The organism is Halobacillus mangrovi (assembly GCF_002097535.1).
Taxonomy (GTDB): domain Bacteria; phylum Bacillota; class Bacilli; order Bacillales; family Halobacillaceae; genus Halobacillus; species Halobacillus mangrovi_A.
Genome location: NZ_CP020772.1, coordinates 3,902,435 through 3,918,369 on the forward strand (window position 1 = coordinate 3,902,435; position 15,935 = coordinate 3,918,369).

The following is a 15,935-nucleotide window of genomic DNA, read 5'->3' on the forward strand; positions in this document are numbered from 1 at the left end:
AAAGGTGTGTATCATTAATGAAAAAGAAGAACTATAAAGGCAGAATCATCGGCTTAGCTATTATTGCTCTTGTTACAGCAAATGCATTCCTGATTTACTTCGATGAAGATCATGAAAAAGTTGACCGTAAATCCTATGTTAACGAATGGTCACAGGCGATTACCTATGATCTGTTTGAAACCCTTGATACGGAGGGGGTCTTTGCCTCCCAGGAATCCGAAGAGGTTTATTTCAGCCAGGAGGTTGGAGCCTTTCAGGAGTTTCTCGTTGAGGAAAACCAATCCGTTAGCGAAGGAGATGATCTTTACACCTATGAAGTTCAAAATTATGCACAGCAGGAGAGCAACCTTGAAGGAGAAATTGCCCTTCTTAAAGAAGAAATTAACGCGATTGAGGATTACATAAATGAGATCGAGAATTATGAGGTCCCTGAACCCGAAAGCGACAACACCAGCTCTTTCTTCAATAATTCAGACGATACAAGTGATTCCAGTGAGCCTGCACAGTATGTAGAGACGGAATTTCAAAAACAGAGTAAATTAGCGGAGCAAGAAGCAGAATTGACAAAGAAAGAAGCTATGCTTGAAATGGCAGAGGATCAACTTGATCAGCTGCAGGAGGAAGGACAGACCATTACCGTTACAAGTTCTTTCTCAGGTACAATTACTGATATTTCCGAAGAATTGAATGCCCCTCTTCTCACCTTGAAATCTACGAATCTTCAAATTGAAGGAAAGTTCAATGAAGATGAAAGGAAATTGGTAGAAGAAGATATGGCCGCGCGTATTGAAGTGGAAGATTTGAACCTTGAATTAGAAGGTACACTATCTTCGATCCATAGCTTTCCAGAAGAAGTCGAAGTCCACCGCTCCAGCTACTATCCGTTTGAAGTAAGCATAGATGAATCGGAGGAACAGCTTTTGCCAGGATATCATGCTGATGTAGATATTGTTACGGCTGAAGCGCTCGGAGCAGTCACCGTCATGGAAGATCTATTACTAACTGAAAAGAATTTGTATGCCTGGGTGATGAATAGTGAAGGACGATTAGAAAGACGGGCTGTTACTACAGGAATTAACGAGGAAGGCCTAATCGAGGTAACGGAAGGGCTCCAGGAAGGAGAATGGCTGGCCTATCAGCCAAAAGATGAATTTCGCCGACAGGCTCCATTCATTACTCCGATTAAACTGCGTGATCTGGACTTTCAGGACATAATCGATGTCGACGAAGACACACTCACAACCTATGGTCTTCTAGGCCTTCTTGCTAGATAGAAAAAAGTGTTCCTCCTTCCTATAAGAGGAACACTTTTTTTGATTAAATAGCTAGGGGCGTTGGGGAAGGGTGAGACTCCCGCGGGAGAAGGAAATAGGCGAGATCCCACAGGGCGCAGCCCGCGGAAGCTCGTCAGGTCCCCCGCAGGAAAGCGAATTCTTCCCCAACGCCCCTAAATTCCCAGATATATAGACATCAAACCTTCCAGAAAAATGTTATTATTTATGGCTAACCACAGATTCGTTGAACAAAAGCAACTAGTTAGATTCATAAATTTGCATATCCTAAGTTCTCATGGGACGATAGAATAAATGATAAATTTGAAAAGCAAAGGGGGTAATGAATCATGAAATTAAGTGTACTGGACCAGTCCCCCATCTTATCCGGGATGAATCCTCACGAAGCCTTTCAGCAAACGAAGGAACTTGCGAAGCTGACAGATCGATTAGGCTATCACAGATTCTGGGTCTCCGAACACCATAGTACAGAGTCGTTAGCTGGCTCATCTCCTGAAATACTGGCTGCTCATTTGGCCGCCCACACCGAAAATATCCGCATTGGAACCGGAGGAGTCCTCCTTCCTCACTATAGTTCTTATAAGGTAGCCGAGTCGTTTAGGGTACTTGAAACTCTGCACCCGAGCCGGATTGATTTAGGCGTAGGGCGAGCACCTGGAGGCATGCCAAATGTAAACCTTGCCCTCAACGGGGGTAGCGTACCAAATGTCGAGGGCTACCCGGGTCAAATCGAGGAATTGATGGCCTATTTACATGGTCAAGATCCACATGGAATGGATATCTATGCGACACCTAGAGGAGAAACATCCCCGCCAATCTGGATGCTCGGTTCAAGCGGGACAAGTGCACGACTTGCAGCTGACTTAGGGGTTTCCTACTCTTTTGCCCATTTTATTAATGGACGTGGAGGCACAAGAGCGGTTGAGCGTTATTTCAACTATTTTACTCCTTCTATGCAGCAAAGTGAGCCAAACGCGAACGTGTCCATTTTCGTCGTTTGCGCGGATTCAGATGGGCATGCGGAGTATCTAGCTTCTAGTCTGGACCTTGCTCTTTTGAAAATTGAACAAGGCGGGAAAAATAATTATTTTCCTACACCTGAAGAAGCGCTTCAGTACCCTTACTCTCATTTTGAGGAACAGCGTATCCAAGAAAACCGCAACCGTATGATTGTAGGTTCTGTAGAGAAAGTAAAGGAAGAAATACAAGAATTGGCTCAGATTTATCACGTTGATGAGATTATTGTCAATACAATTGTAACGCCTTTTGAAGATCGCCTAAGATCCTATGAACTCTTAGCTGAGGCCTTCGAATTACGTCAGACAGAGACTACCAATCTCAAAAACTCTGGCAACTACTGAAAACCTTATCCCTATCTCCCAGAAGAAAATCCTCCGTCACGAAACTTTTTCGACGGAGGATTACTTATTCAAAAAGAAGTTATCTTTTAGGACGGCCCGCAGGTCTTTCTAAAGACAGCAAGTCTTCATCTAGGTTCATTACTTTTTGCTCTACCATCCGCCTTGAGTCATGAATGGCCTTATTGTATAAAAAGGGGCCAAGTTCATTCACCATGTATTGGACAAGCTGGTCTGCAGCCAGTTCACCGATTTCCTCGCCCCTTTCTAGTTCGAAATATTCCTGCACCCGCGCAATGACATATTCTCTTTCCTCTTTCTTTAATCTATTCAAGTTATCCCCCCCTCTTATCCTTATCCTAGCATAAAGCAAATTTTCCTAAGGAGTGGCTGCCACTATGAAAAAAACTTATGAAACCGTATCGACCGTTGAAGAACTGGAACAGCTGCAAGGAACGGCTGGCCCTTTGGCTCAGCATAAAGTGATTCGACACCTTGATGAACATTGCATACCCTTCCTTCAACACTCTCCTTTCACCGTGCTTAGTACGTCAAATAAGGATGGGGAATGCGATAGCTCCCCACGGGGAGATGAACCGGGTTTTGTCTATATTTTAGATACCAAACATTTTGTACTGCCTGAGCGAATGGATTCGATACGAAACTTGCTTGAAAACAAAAACATAGGTCTTCTATTCATGATACCAGGCTTAGAGGAAACCCTTCGAATAAATGGAAAAGCAGAAATCATTAAAGATTCCACGATCCTTCAACACCTTGAAGAAAAAGGGCATATTCCGAAAATCGGCATCTTAGTATCTGTAGAAGAATGCTATATTCACTGTGCCAAAGCTTTAAAACGATCCCACCTCTGGGACCCAGATCAATGGCCAGATTCAAGTGGTCTTGCAAAGCCAGCGAAAATGATGGCTGATCATGCAAAACTAGATGACTTTAATGAAGCCAAAGTGCAGGATGCTTTCAATGAAAGTTATACGAAAAGGCTTTATTAATTCATCGCTACGGCACAAACCGCATTATTCGGATTTGAAGGCTTAATAAATATTTCGATATTTTGAAAGCCGGCCTTGTGAAGGAGTGTTTTCAGCTGACCTCCGAGCACATCTGTTGTATCGTCACCTGCTCCTTCCTCGTGAGGTTGGATCGTTAAAGCGATCTTTCCTCTTTCCCTTAACAAAGAACGTAAATGAGTAAGAGTTTTTACAGGATCCTCCCAGAAGGTGACATTATTAATCGCATAAATTTTGTCCAGGGGCTGATGAAATTTCCTTAAATCACTTGCTTCCCCATTTCTAAGGCAAATCTGCTTCGGTCTGGACGCTTTATTCAATCTTCTTAAAGCTGTTTCAAGCATAGCTTCAGAAGGATCGATTCCAAACAGCTCCACTCCATTATATTTAGCCGCTTTTTTTAACGCTTCCGCTGGACCAAATCCGATCTCAAGTATACGATCATTCTCTTCTATTGTGAGAAAGGATAACGTCCAATCGTTCAGTTCATTGTTCTCCTGCACCATAAACCATCCGGCACACTTTCCAAGAAAGCCTTTAGGTTTTGAAAATTGTTCGTACAACAACATTATCCCTCCTCTAAGCTCTATCCTTCCATTCCCTGTTCCTTCCATGCTTATGCGCTCTTCCACTATTAATTATTTCCCAATCGGCAGCAATGTTTGTATGATAGATTACAGTAGGTCGATTAGGGAAGATAGTAAAATAGACATATGCAAGGGGGACACCCAATGAATAAAATCTTAGGCTTATTGATCGGATCTTTCCTTCTTGTTCTAACTGCCTGCGGAGAAGATGGATCCGAAAAAAGCCTTTCAAAGCTCACAACTATATCATGGAATGAGATAGAGTCAGAAGCAGAAAATACGAAAGTACGAATGTTCATGTGGGGCGGTGATGAAGGCATTAATCAATACATGGATGAATGGGTAGCCTCACGTCTTGAAAAAAACTTCAACCTTACCCTTGAACGGGTTCCTATGGAGACAGAAGAAATCCTTCAAAAACTCCAGACAGAAAAACAAGCAGGGAAAAAAGACGGGACGATTGATATGATTTGGATTAACGGAGAGAATTTCAAAAACGCCAAAGAAACTGGGTTGCTGGCAGGCTCATTCACTGAATCGCTTCCAAATTTTAATAAATACTACCAAACCAATGATCCGGCTTTCCAAACCGACTTTGGAACAGAAATAAAAGGAATGGAAGCCCCTTGGGGGAAAGTTCAATTCGTCTTTCACTATGACTCTTCCAAGATTGATTCCCCTCCTGCTTCATTTGAGAACTTAAAGACATGGATTAAAGAAAACCCTGGCAAATTTACTTATCCAAATGCAGAAGATTTTACGGGGAACGCATTTCTTAGACATATCCTATATGCTAATGCTGAATCTCCGTCCGACATCTATGAGCAGCCGCTGGACAAGGAACAAATAGCAGAAACAGCGGACAAATCCTGGAGTTATCTGAATGAGATAGAGCCTGACCTTTGGCGCTCTGGAGAGCATTACCCGAATACATTGACAGAGCTCGATCGTTTATATAGTCAAGGAGAAGTATGGATGACGATGGGATATAACGAAGCTCGTGCAGTGTCCCTAATTGAGCAAGGGGTTTTTCCTGAATCAACACGCTCATTCGTAATGGAGCCAGGTTCTATTGGAAATACCCACTTCCTTTCTATCCCCTTCAATAGTTCAAACCTTGAAGGGGCTTTAACAGCGATCAATTTCATGCTTTCGCCAGAAGCTCAGCTGGCTAAATTAAAACCAGACTATTGGGGAGAAAATACACCGATCAGCATCGAAAAGTTACCCGATCATATGAAAAAAGCATTCCGCTCTGTAGAAAGAGGACCGAGTGTATTGAGTCAGAAAAAACTTGAAGAAAGCTTTATTCCAGAGACGGAAGCTGCGTATGTCGACTGGATGAAAGAACAGTGGTTCAATGAAGTTGTCCAAAACTAAGCCGTATCTGCTGTTTCTGCCAACCGTTCTGTTTTTACTCCTCCCCTTTTACGGATTATTTGCAGCAGTTTATCAAAGCGTTCAAAAAAATGGCTCCTTTACATTAGAACATTATCAGAGTCTACTTGAATCCGATCGTTTTTTAACCTCAGTGATTTTCAGTTTTAAAAATGCTTTCATTGCTACATTGCTCTCTTTAATGATCGGGCTAATATTGACACGATTTTTTTACACGTATTTAGAGAGATATACACCCCGCTTGATTGTCTGGCTGCCCATGCTCTTTCCTCACTTTGTTTGGGGGTACATGGTGATTCTCTTATTATCGGAATCAGGTGTAATCTCTCAGATTCTACAGACTAGTGGATGGCTGAATGATAGTCGTTCCTTTCCTGTCTGGACACGTGATCCTTTTGGAATAGGAATCATCCTTACGTATGTATGGAAAGAGGTACCCTTCGTTATTCTCATGCTTCTGCCCGTCTATGCATCAATCAAGCCTGAATATTACGATTTGGTCCGTACACTCGGGGGAGGATTATGGAGAACATTTACGTCTGTTGAATGGCCATTTATCCTGCCGGTCTTGATCGAAACTTTCTTAATTGTATTTTCTTTCACCGTCTCAGCTTATGAAGTCCCCGCCTTACTAGGAACGACATTCCCTGAGATGGTATCTGTCTTAAGTTATGAATGGTTTTACGGCAGCAGCTGGGAAAAGCGGCCGTTAGCATTTGCTGCTATGATCACTCTTAGCTTATCGATTCTCTTAATGGCATGGGCAGGGTACGCTTGGATGAATAAGAAGCGATGGAAGGCATTGAGGGGAAGATTCAGATGAATTCTACTACGAATAATCGAATGATTTTCTACCTTGTCGCTGTCGTTTTGTTTGTAGGACCTGTCCTGCTCCTAATTTTGCAAAGCTTTAGTCAAACATGGCGGTTTCAAGCGGGAGAAGGGTTAAATTTTCAATGGAGGAGCTATGAAGTTCTCTTGTCTGACCCCAAGCTGTTAGAAGCTTCCTTATCGTCAATTGGGATCGGGGCAGGCGTGCTGCTTGTAAATTTAATTTTAGGTATAAGCACAGGAAAAGCACTGGCTCTTCTTTCCTTTCGAGGGAAGTCATTCGTGGAAGCTATCCTTCTTTCTCCTATAATGATTCCTGTATTGGCTATTGCCATGGGCCTTCACCTATTTATGATTCGTATAGGATTAGCGGATACTTTATTAGGTGTCATTCTTATTCATCTTGTCCCTACCGTGCCCTACAGTATTAAAATCTTTCATAATGCTTTTCATCAATTAGGAAAGCATCTATTTGAACAACCTTTAGTATTAGGAGCTTCTCCTGTTTACCAATTGTTCACTGTAGAACTTCCATTGATGAAACCCGCGCTAAGGAGTGTAACGTTTTTAACCATTGTCATCAGCTTAAGCCAGTATGCAATCACAGCCATAATCGGTGGAGGACGGGTGATCACCCTGCCGATGATTTTCTTCCCGTTTCTCGAGACTGCGAATGCTTCAGTGATGGCGGCTTTTTCTGTCTGGTTTGCTATGATTCCGCTCAGCTTATATCTAGTGATGGAGGCATTAATTCTCCTCCTACCCTATTCACGCATGCCATGGAGGAATAGAAGATGACTATCGCTCTGGAAATTTATCAGTTAACAAAAAACTTTAATCAACAGCCCATTTTTAAAGATCTTGATTTCAAATTAAATAAAGGGGAGGTTCTGAGTGTAGTGGGTCCCTCCGGCAGCGGAAAAACTACCCTATTAAGGGTTTTAGCCGGACTCGAATCCCCCACAAAAGGAAACATTCTTATGAATGATCATGAGATAACAAATAAAAAAGCAAACAAACGGAACATCAGCCTCGTCTTTCAGCAGCCTTTGTTATTTCCGCATATGACTGTAATAGAAAACATACGGTATGGGGCAAAACTGGCAGGCAATAAGGATGACTCTAAAATCCAACAGCTGCTTGAAGCTATTGGCATGAATCCCTATCAAGATTTTTTTCCAGGAGAAATTTCAGGGGGGCAGCAACAGCGTGTCGCTTTAGCAAGAGCGATGGCCACAGATCCGGAAGTCATTTTATTCGACGAGCCTTTTAGCAGCTTAGATCCCAATCTGAGAAGTGAATTAAGGTTTTGGGTGAGAAAATTTTTAGAAGAGCATTCCATCACCTCCCTATTCGTCACTCATGATATAGAAGAGGCGATGATTATGGGTGACCGCGTCGGCATCTTTCATGAGGGAATTTTCCAGCAAATCGATCAGCCCGAACTCCTTCATGAATATCCGGCAAATGCTTTTGTCGCTAACTTCCTCGGCGGGCATATCATTCTTGATAAAACAAAGCACGTTCCATTGAAGGATGTTACCCTTAGTCCTCCCGAAATTGATGTGGAGATTATGGCTCTAAAAGGATTTGTGCAGCATACCACCTATCAGAATGGACTTGTATTTCATCATATTTTGATTAAAGATTTGAACCAAAATATTATTCTTCCTAAAAAAACGCCTGAAATCAATCATCATGTCACTTTATATGTACCTGTTGCCAGCATCCGAGAATTCACTGGAGGTAGGCATGAATGAAGCTCAATAGTGTGGTAAGAGCTCTAATATTCCTCACCGTTTTTGTTGCCATCGCCTGGTTCGCTCGTCGCGAATTTGATGTTTCTGCAGATAACATCAGAACCTATATTCTGTCTTTCGGTATCTATGGTCCGCTCATCTTTATGGCGATTTATGCTATCGGCCCAATTGTAGCCTTTCCTACATCTGTACTATCTCTCGCTGCTGCATTTGCATACGGCATATGGCCAGGGATGCTGTACATTGTTATCGGGGCAACCGCTGCCGGAGTAACAGGGTATATGATGGGAAGGTTCTTTGGAGATTCCGTGGTCAAATTTCAGGAATCCAAATGGGCCGAAAAGATCTATTACAGAATGAAGGATAAAGGATTTCACTATGTTTTCATTCTTCGACTCATCCCTATTGTTGGTTTCGATATCCTCAGCTACCTCGCAGGTATGACAAGGGTGAAAATAGGACCTTTCGTCGGGGCAACCGTCTTAGGCATGCTACCCGGAACATTTGCCTACAGTCTGGTAGGCACAAGCTTAGCAAGTGGAAATCGTACCTTGATCCTTATTGCACTTAGCGTATTTGCTCTATTATTGGTGATGACCTTCTTATTTCGCAACAAGGTACGTCGATGGTTGAATTTATAAAATAAGCGTTTGGTCCATCCACGACCAAACGCTTATTTATATTTTTCCATAAACTCAAGGTCAATTTTGTTTTTGACTTTCCATGCTCTATGACTATGATTAACGAGAGGACCGTAAATTAGAAAGCCTTTCTTTCTTCCAGTTGATAAAATGTACAAGGCCGTCTTCTGAGGAGAATAGTCAATGAGTGGTTGATCCGTCATATAATTCTTCAAATTTTCGAAAAGAATTGGTCCTTGCTTGACAGCATACACTCCGCTCTTTGGAAGCTCAGGATATTCACTCAACGTTACGCAGTCACCAGCTCCAAATATATAATCATATTCTTCAAATTGAAGAGTGGATCGCACCATGGCAAATCCCTTGTTATCCACCTCTACCTTAGAGCGCTGAAAGATCGGATCTGAAAGAGCTCCTCCTAACCACAGTACTCCTGTATGTCTAATCTTGTTACCGAAGTCGGTTTTAATATAATGATCTCCAACCTCTTTGACCCGCTCATTTTCCCACACTTGGATTCCTTTTTTAAGAAGAAGGGTCTTCATTTTACTTGAAACCCAGGAGGGAGACTGAGGGAGAATAGTCTCAGAAGTTACCAGACGAACTTGTCCTTGCAAACGATGCTTTTCTTTATAAGCTTGAATCGATAAAGCCAGTTCTGTTCCGGCCGCTCCTCCGCCCACAATTAAGGGTTGGCTCGTCTGACGTATTTCTTGAATGTGATCGATAAAGTGATAATTGGGTTTAATGCTGCGTGCCACTGTTTCACAAAATTCTTCTGGAAGGCTTTTTGAACCAATATCAAAGCTGATGACATCGAATGGATACACAGATCCATCCATACAAATCAGCTTATGATGACTTGGAAGAATTTTTTCAGCCATCTTTTTTATAAAATGAACACCTGTTTCTTTTGCGAGTTTACGAATGTTCACTCTTGTCTCTTCCCTGGTATAAATGCCTTCCGTAAATCCTGAAAACATGCCCGAATAGTACTGATAATCAGAAGGTGAGATCAAACAGATATCAACATTATTTATAGGTTCTTCTTTCAACTGCCGCAGTACTTCCAAGTGAGCGTGCCCAGCACCAACGAGCAATAACCTCCTTGTCACCCAATCCCCTCCGTTCTGTATACAAAACGCCCACACGGAACCCCATGTGGACGTAAAAATTAAAGACTGGCCTGTAAAAACTCTTGAACTTCTTCAGGAGTTTTGGCATTGGCACTATGAAGGTGAGCGATTTTCTTACCGTTCTTGAAAATTAGCAGGCTTGGGATTCCCATAACCTCATACTTTTCAGCAATTTCCGGAAGCTCATCGCGGTTCACATCGTACCAATTGTACTGGTTATATTCCTCTAAAATATCTCCGATAAACATGTCCATACGTCGGCAATCCGGACACCAGTCCGCCTGGAATTTAATGATGACAGGCTGGTCATTTGAAATGGTCTGGTCGAACACTTCTACGGTATGAATTGATTCCATCTTACATTCTCCTTTTGTCTGAACTCTATTATCAATGATAATAGTCGTTTGCAACTATTGTCTTATCATTTACTTATTTATATTCTACACGCCCAAGCAGCCACGCAGCCAGTAGTCCGCTTAAGAATGTAACAATACTTACGATCATCATTGTTCCACTTTCAGGCACTCCTGGGAAAATAACAAACACAGAACCGATGACCAGTCCTATGATGACGGCAAATGTTCCTGATGTGTAGTTATCTAAAAAGAATTTAACAATTTTACTCATTACGATAATTCCGAATAGGATTCCTAAACCGACAACAGCAATGATATCGAATCTGAAATCAGAGATTCCGCCTACTACTGTAGAGTAAACTCCAATGATTAACAAAATAAAGGAACCGCTAATGCCCGGCAGAATCATCGCACTGCTTGCAATCCATCCTGAAAAGAAAAGCAAAATGTAGGTAGAGAACGTAAAATTCTGCATCTGTTCCCCTTCGCTCGTCTGAAAGAACACCATCGAGGCTACTAGGGCTGCACCAATTAAAAGCAGTAGATAGTGCTTCCCTTTAAATTGGTTCTTCACATCCCCTTTGTAAACTAAGTAAGGAATGACTCCAATGATCAATCCTAAAAAGAAAAATTTAGTCGGTCCTGGATAATGTTCAAACAACCATTCGATTAATCGAGCTAACAGAACAATCGATATCCCGATCCCCAGACCAAGCGGAACTAGAAACTTCAAATGTTTCTTCCACTCTCTACTGAAAATGCCGTTGATCGCTGCAATCAACCGATCATAGATTCCTAGAACAACCGCAATCGTTCCTCCACTCACCCCTGGAACAACGTCGCTCGCCCCCATGATCATGCCACGATATATGTTTCTCCATTCCCACATAATGACGTACTCCTTTTCATTTATATCTTCTCTATTCTATCAAACATTTGTAAGATTTTATGATACATTTTTACAACAAACTTGTAAAACACAAAAGCAGAAGGGTTCTGGAAGACACGACAAGCATAGGCAAACCATTAAGTGGCGGAGGGTGTCCCTTAAGTATCGAGTGTCTGGACACTATAGCTAGACGTTACAACATCGGACTTGACCTTCTCTAGTTGAAATCAAATCTACAGATCCATAAAGGAAGGTCCGGAATGACTCCGGACCTTCTTTTTAGGCTGAAGTTTTCTCCGTTGCTGTCGTTTTTCCTTCTTCAATGGCTGCTTTGTCTGCTCGCAATGCTTTGTACAAGGAGACAACCATCAGTATCATGATAAAGGAAAATGGGAACGCCGCTGATATCAAGGCGTTTTGCAGAGCTTGTAACCCTCCTGAATAGAGCAGCACTGCAGCCATAGATGACTGTATGATACCCCAAGCGAATTTTACCATTGTAGGCGGGGTGAGGGAACCATTTGTCGTCTGCATTCCTAATACAAACGTTGCTGAATCGGCAGAAGTAATAAAGAATGTCCCAATCAGGATCATGGCAATGATCGACATGAGTAACGCTAGTGGATAGTTGTCGAACATTCCAAACATCGCTTGTTCAGTTGCCAGCTCAGCCAAGTTTGCGTCTCCGTCTTGCTGCACTTGAATCGCAGATGACCCAAAGGTAGAAAACCATAAGAATCCTACGGCAGAAGGCACGAGCAGAACACCGGATAAAAATTCTCTAATGGTACGCCCTTTTGAAACACGAGCGATAAAGATACCGACGAACGGTGACCAGGCAATCCACCATGCCCAGTAGAAGACCGTCCAGTTATTGATCCATGTACGATTCTCTTCACTGTTCGGTGCTAAACGAAAACTCATGGAAGGCAAGTTTTGCAAATAGGCTCCGATCGTGTCCGTGAACATGTTCATAATAAAGAGCGTAGGACCAATAATCAGCATAATGACTAATAACGCTAGTGCTAAAAACATGTTTGTATTACTTAAATATTTGATCCCTTTACTAAGGCCTGTATAAGCCGAAATCATAAATAGAACCGTTACTATGGCGATGATCAAAAGCTGAATACCAAAGGAATCCTCAATTGGCGTTAAGTATGTTAACCCCCCATTGATTTGTGCTGCACCGAATCCGAGGGTGGTTGCAACACCAACGATTGTGGCGAATACTGCGATCACGTCCACTACTTTCCCCCATGGTCCTTTCATCCTATCTCCGAAAAGCGGCTCTAGAGTTGAACTTATTAAGGCGGGGGCACCACGACGGAATTTGAAATAAGCAAGAACCAGAGCAACAATCGCATAAATTCCCCATGCGTGCACTCCCCAGTGGAAATAGACGAAACGCATAGATTCATTTAATGCCGCAGCTGTCCCTGTTTCTGCTGTAGGCGCATTGTTAGCATAAAAATAAATCGGTTCTGCAGCTCCCCAGAAGACAAGTCCAATTCCCATTCCTGCGCTAAATAGCATAGCAAACCACGTCGCATAATTATAGTCAGGCTTGTCATCCGGTTTACCTAGTTTTATTTTCCCGTATGGACTGAAGATCATATAAAGACAGAAGATCACAAATCCAGTAACAATCAATAAGTAATACCAGCCGAAATGAACGGAAATATAAGACTGGATTGAACCTGTAATGCTTTCTAAATTCTTCGGCGCTACCGCACCCCATATGACGGAAAATAAGGCGATGGCTAATGTGATCCAAAAGACAGACGTTACTTTTTTCATGTTTAGCTCCTTTCTTTTACTTTTTTTCAGGCTTGCAGTGGGGTAGTCTATAGGAGGAAATGATCAAACGAGGATATGATTATCGAATACCCCCTTGACGAAAATATAAACGATAAGTCGAAAAATATGGAAAATCCTCGAATGGAAAAAGTCCCTATAACGACTGTCATAGGGACTTTTATCTAGAGCCTATTTAAATAGGCTGATCACATGCCGCAGCTAATTTTCGGGCCTGTTTCTTATAATACTTTTGGTCCAGATCATCCAATTCATCGGTATCTATTGCATTCATCATGTATTTACCGAATCTCCATACCTCGTCTTTTACAGCTTTGTCGTTTACAACAGATATTTTATATAACGCCTCCAGGACACCGTTCATGACGGAAATATCGTGATACCCGTAAATTCTGATTTGATAAAAGCTTTTATATAAATAGTCTTGTAAAGTTCTTGGTTCCATAATTAAACGTAAGTTCTCTTCGTCATCAGAATAATATTTCAGAGGCTGATACACAGCCGCTAATTCAGCAAGCAATGACCCAATACGATTGATACAATTTACGGCTGTATGAGGGTCATTGATGCCTGGAGAGATCGCCTTCACTGATATTTCTACCAATTTCTGAATAGAGAATTCGATATCCTGAATATCTGTTCGTTCATTGCCGATTAAAATATATTGAACACATTCTTCCGGATTGATCTCTTTCTCTTTGTCAAAATGCCAATAATAAAAGATCGGCATTCCCTTCTGAACGTAATCTCCTATATTGAAGTTGGCTTCCATAATGATGTTTTGATTTTTAGCCCACTCGATAAACGGTTTGAATTGAATACCTTGAAGGTAACCAGACTGATCGGCTTTCACTTCGTTTAAATCTGACTGTTTTAAACGATTGATTTCTTCCTGGTCCCATTCCACCGCTTCGTTGTAGTTTTTCTGTTCGAAGGTTCTTTCAATAACAGTAGAAGTACTTTTTCGTATTTGACCGATCAAATTATTCACCTGTACAAACCTGGAAGAATGATGAATGAAAATAATGAAAAAGGCCAGACAAATAATAGAAACAATTACAGTAAGAGTAGGGGTCACTAAACCACTTTGGTCACTCCCTAACAGCAACAGGTTGATCAAGGCAAAGATGAAGCCGAAGGAATAGACGCCTAACACATGCTGCGTAACTCTGCTTTTCATAAAATCTTGTAAAGTTCTTGGAGAGAATTGTGTGGTGTACGTCGTCAACACGACCATGATTGTGGAAAAACTGATCGTGGTCATCGTCAAAATCGAGGTGATCAATGAGCCATACAGCGTTTGAGCCACACTTTTTTCTGTAAGGAAGAACTTTGGTAAACTTTCTTTCACCTGTGGAACAATCCAAAAATCAAGAACACTGGTCACTGAGACTGATAGAATGGACAGCACGCCATAAAGTGCGGGTAGGAACCAGAAACTGTCTCTGACACTGACTCTAATCTTCTCTTTATTCATCCCTCATCCTCCTGCTAGTATAATAATTTCTCCAACCATTGATGCTCCGGCTGGTGGTGCATTAATGCCTGCTTCAACCATTCTTTTTGATGTTCGTTAAGAAATGGAAAGACGTAGTGGAAATCCTGATGATCTTTTTCCTGTGTCTGTTTCGCTTTATAAAGCAGAACGATTTCCGGGTTCAAGTAAGGAATACCATATTCCGATTGTAAATTCATGCTCGAAAGTGGAAAAGAGATCTTCGTATCCCTTCTGAATCTCCACTTCCCATGTCTACGCTCATTCAACAAGAATTCGACAGCTTCTTTTCCAAAGAAAGAAGCATGAATTTCATGTAAAGGAGGTTCAAGACTCTTTTCGAAATCCCAGGCTACTAGTTGACCATTGCTTACAACTTGCACTTCCCACCCTTTTAAAAGATCTTGTAGATAGGGCTGCTCGTCACGGAATATTGCTACTTCTAAATCATTATGATCTCTTGTTTCTTCACCGATATGAAGATCGATCGCCCATCCCCCTGCGATCATCCACTTACCAGGATAAGTTCTCATCAACTTTTTCACTTTCATACACGGCTCAAACATATCCAACCACCTCTATCGTCATGTTTCCCCTTTTTCACATCAAGTATCACCATCCAATAAATTCAATTTATTCTGACAAATATACTGCTCATCTGCTAAAATATCATCTAAAGGAGGAATGTAATTTTGCTGACAGGAGAACTGGTCGAATTAAGACCTGTGTCAAGAAATGACTTAGATAAGCTGTACGAGTGGGCCAACGATGAAGCCCTTACTTCTTTAGGCTCTGGAAGCCAATCTGCGCTTCAGAACAACAACCCAAAAGAAGCCATCCAGGCTCATTATGAACAAAACTTGACCTCCCATAATTTATGGCAAGATGGGAACGTATTTATGGTTTATACGTTGGCAACAAAGGATCCAATCGGGAAGTGTGATTACCGAAATTTAAACCCGGTGACGAGGAGTGCCGAAGTCGGTCTCAGTATTGGCGAGCGGGAGTACTGGGGGAAAGGATATGGAAAAGATATTCTTTATACCCTTCTGGATCATTTGTTCCTTACTTTAAATATGCGCAGGGTCCAGTTGGATACATGGAGCGGAAATACTCAAGCAGTAAGGTTATACGAAAAAGTTGGTTTTCAAACAGAAGGAAGATTAAGAGAGAACGAATATGTTCAAGGACAATATTACGATACTATGCTGATGGGGGTCTTGAAAGAAGAGTATCTGTTAAAAAGAAATGAAAATAAGAAGAACTATACATAAATGAAGAAAGAGGATGTTTTTATTAGGAAATTATAGGGAATAACCAACCAACCTCATAAAATTCTACAC

At 41.8% G+C, this 15,935-nt stretch carries 17 protein-coding genes; 9 read left to right on the forward strand and 8 right to left on the reverse strand.

The genetic code is table 11. From position 1 onward, the window contains the following. The first annotated feature begins 17 nt into the window (after nt 1-17). Together HM131_RS19425 and HM131_RS19430 are read left to right on the forward strand one after the other, a co-directional pair. Entirely contained in the window at nt 18-1,274 is a 1,257-nt protein-coding gene (locus HM131_RS19425; protein WP_085031320.1) for an efflux RND transporter periplasmic adaptor subunit, read from the forward strand. Nucleotides 1,275-1,621: 347 nt separating this feature from the next. Continuing rightward, a complete protein-coding gene (locus HM131_RS19430; RefSeq protein WP_085031322.1) occupies nt 1,622-2,653 on the forward strand; it encodes an LLM class flavin-dependent oxidoreductase in 1,032 nt (343 codons plus the stop codon). A gap of 79 nt (nt 2,654-2,732) precedes the next feature. Here the strand turns inward: HM131_RS19430 and HM131_RS19435 are convergent, their stop codons facing one another. Continuing rightward, on the reverse strand, nt 2,733-2,984 hold the full coding sequence (locus HM131_RS19435; RefSeq protein WP_085031324.1) for a DUF2164 domain-containing protein: 252 nt from the start codon (nt 2,982-2,984) through the stop codon (nt 2,733-2,735). Between the two features lie 64 nt (nt 2,985-3,048). Here HM131_RS19435 and HM131_RS19440 point away from each other — a divergent pair, with 64 nt between their 5' ends. Beyond that, the gene (locus tag HM131_RS19440) at nt 3,049-3,663 is read left to right on the forward strand and encodes an MSMEG_1061 family FMN-dependent PPOX-type flavoprotein (protein ID WP_085031326.1); all 615 of its coding nucleotides are present in this window, start codon (nt 3,049-3,051) and stop codon (nt 3,661-3,663) included. Here the strand turns inward: HM131_RS19440 and HM131_RS19445 are convergent. Then, nucleotides 3,660-4,250 carry a class I SAM-dependent methyltransferase gene (locus HM131_RS19445; protein WP_232324828.1) on the reverse strand — a complete coding sequence of 197 codons (591 nt, stop codon included), beginning with the start codon at nt 4,248-4,250 and terminating at the stop codon, nt 3,660-3,662. The genes HM131_RS19440 and HM131_RS19445 overlap by 4 nt on opposite strands. Nucleotides 4,251-4,412: 162 nt before the next feature. On the opposite strand from HM131_RS19445, the gene HM131_RS19450 reads away from it, so the two are divergent. The 5 genes from HM131_RS19450 to HM131_RS19470 are packed head-to-tail and all read left to right on the forward strand — an operon-like array spanning nt 4,413 to nt 8,898. Next, nucleotides 4,413-5,648, forward strand: a complete 1,236-nt coding sequence (locus HM131_RS19450; protein WP_085031330.1) for an ABC transporter substrate-binding protein — start codon at nt 4,413-4,415, stop codon at nt 5,646-5,648. Further along, a complete protein-coding gene (locus HM131_RS19455) occupies nt 5,629-6,489 on the forward strand; it encodes an ABC transporter permease (RefSeq protein WP_085031332.1) in 861 nt (286 codons plus the stop codon). The genes HM131_RS19450 and HM131_RS19455 overlap by 20 nt, the downstream gene beginning before the upstream one ends. Continuing rightward, nucleotides 6,486-7,295 (forward strand): ABC transporter permease, encoded by an 810-nt coding sequence (locus tag HM131_RS19460; RefSeq protein ID WP_085031334.1) that lies wholly within the window; start codon nt 6,486-6,488, stop codon nt 7,293-7,295. Before HM131_RS19455 ends, HM131_RS19460 begins: the two co-directional genes overlap by 4 nt. Beyond that, on the forward strand, nt 7,292-8,257 hold the full coding sequence (gene ccmA, locus HM131_RS19465; RefSeq protein WP_085031336.1) for a heme ABC exporter ATP-binding protein CcmA: 966 nt from the start codon (nt 7,292-7,294) through the stop codon (nt 8,255-8,257). The genes HM131_RS19460 and ccmA overlap by 4 nt, the downstream gene beginning before the upstream one ends. After that, nucleotides 8,254-8,898 (forward strand): TVP38/TMEM64 family protein, encoded by a 645-nt coding sequence (locus tag HM131_RS19470; protein ID WP_085031338.1) that lies wholly within the window; start codon nt 8,254-8,256, stop codon nt 8,896-8,898. Before ccmA ends, HM131_RS19470 begins: the two co-directional genes overlap by 4 nt. Before the next feature lie 32 nt (nt 8,899-8,930). On the opposite strand, the gene HM131_RS19475 is transcribed toward HM131_RS19470, so the two are convergent. The 6 genes from HM131_RS19475 to HM131_RS19500 all read right to left on the reverse strand — a co-directional run bounded on the left by HM131_RS19475 (nt 8,931) and on the right by HM131_RS19500 (nt 15,158). Further along, nucleotides 8,931-10,013 (reverse strand): FAD-dependent oxidoreductase, encoded by a 1,083-nt coding sequence (locus HM131_RS19475; protein WP_085031340.1) that lies wholly within the window; start codon nt 10,011-10,013, stop codon nt 8,931-8,933. 59 nt (nt 10,014-10,072) lie between these two features. Beyond that, on the reverse strand, nt 10,073-10,390 hold the full coding sequence (locus tag HM131_RS19480) for a thioredoxin family protein (RefSeq protein WP_085031342.1): 318 nt from the start codon (nt 10,388-10,390) through the stop codon (nt 10,073-10,075). A gap of 73 nt (nt 10,391-10,463) precedes the next feature. Continuing rightward, the gene (locus HM131_RS19485; protein WP_085031344.1) at nt 10,464-11,279 is read right to left on the reverse strand and encodes a DUF368 domain-containing protein; all 816 of its coding nucleotides are present in this window, start codon (nt 11,277-11,279) and stop codon (nt 10,464-10,466) included. A 279-nt stretch (nt 11,280-11,558) separates the two neighbouring features. Then, on the reverse strand, nt 11,559-13,079 hold the full coding sequence (locus HM131_RS19490; protein WP_085031346.1) for a glycine betaine uptake BCCT transporter: 1,521 nt from the start codon (nt 13,077-13,079) through the stop codon (nt 11,559-11,561). Nucleotides 13,080-13,272: 193 nt separating this feature from the next. After that, nucleotides 13,273-14,574 carry a DUF2254 domain-containing protein gene (locus HM131_RS19495; protein WP_085031348.1) on the reverse strand — a complete coding sequence of 434 codons (1,302 nt, stop codon included), beginning with the start codon at nt 14,572-14,574 and terminating at the stop codon, nt 13,273-13,275. A gap of 14 nt (nt 14,575-14,588) precedes the next feature. Continuing rightward, a complete protein-coding gene (locus tag HM131_RS19500) occupies nt 14,589-15,158 on the reverse strand; it encodes a nucleotidyltransferase domain-containing protein (RefSeq protein WP_085031350.1) in 570 nt (189 codons plus the stop codon). A 126-nt stretch (nt 15,159-15,284) separates the two neighbouring features. Here HM131_RS19500 and HM131_RS19505 point away from each other — a divergent pair, with 126 nt between their 5' ends. After that, entirely contained in the window at nt 15,285-15,866 is a 582-nt protein-coding gene (locus tag HM131_RS19505; protein ID WP_085031352.1) for a GNAT family N-acetyltransferase, read from the forward strand. Nucleotides 15,867-15,935 lie beyond the last annotated feature (69 nt).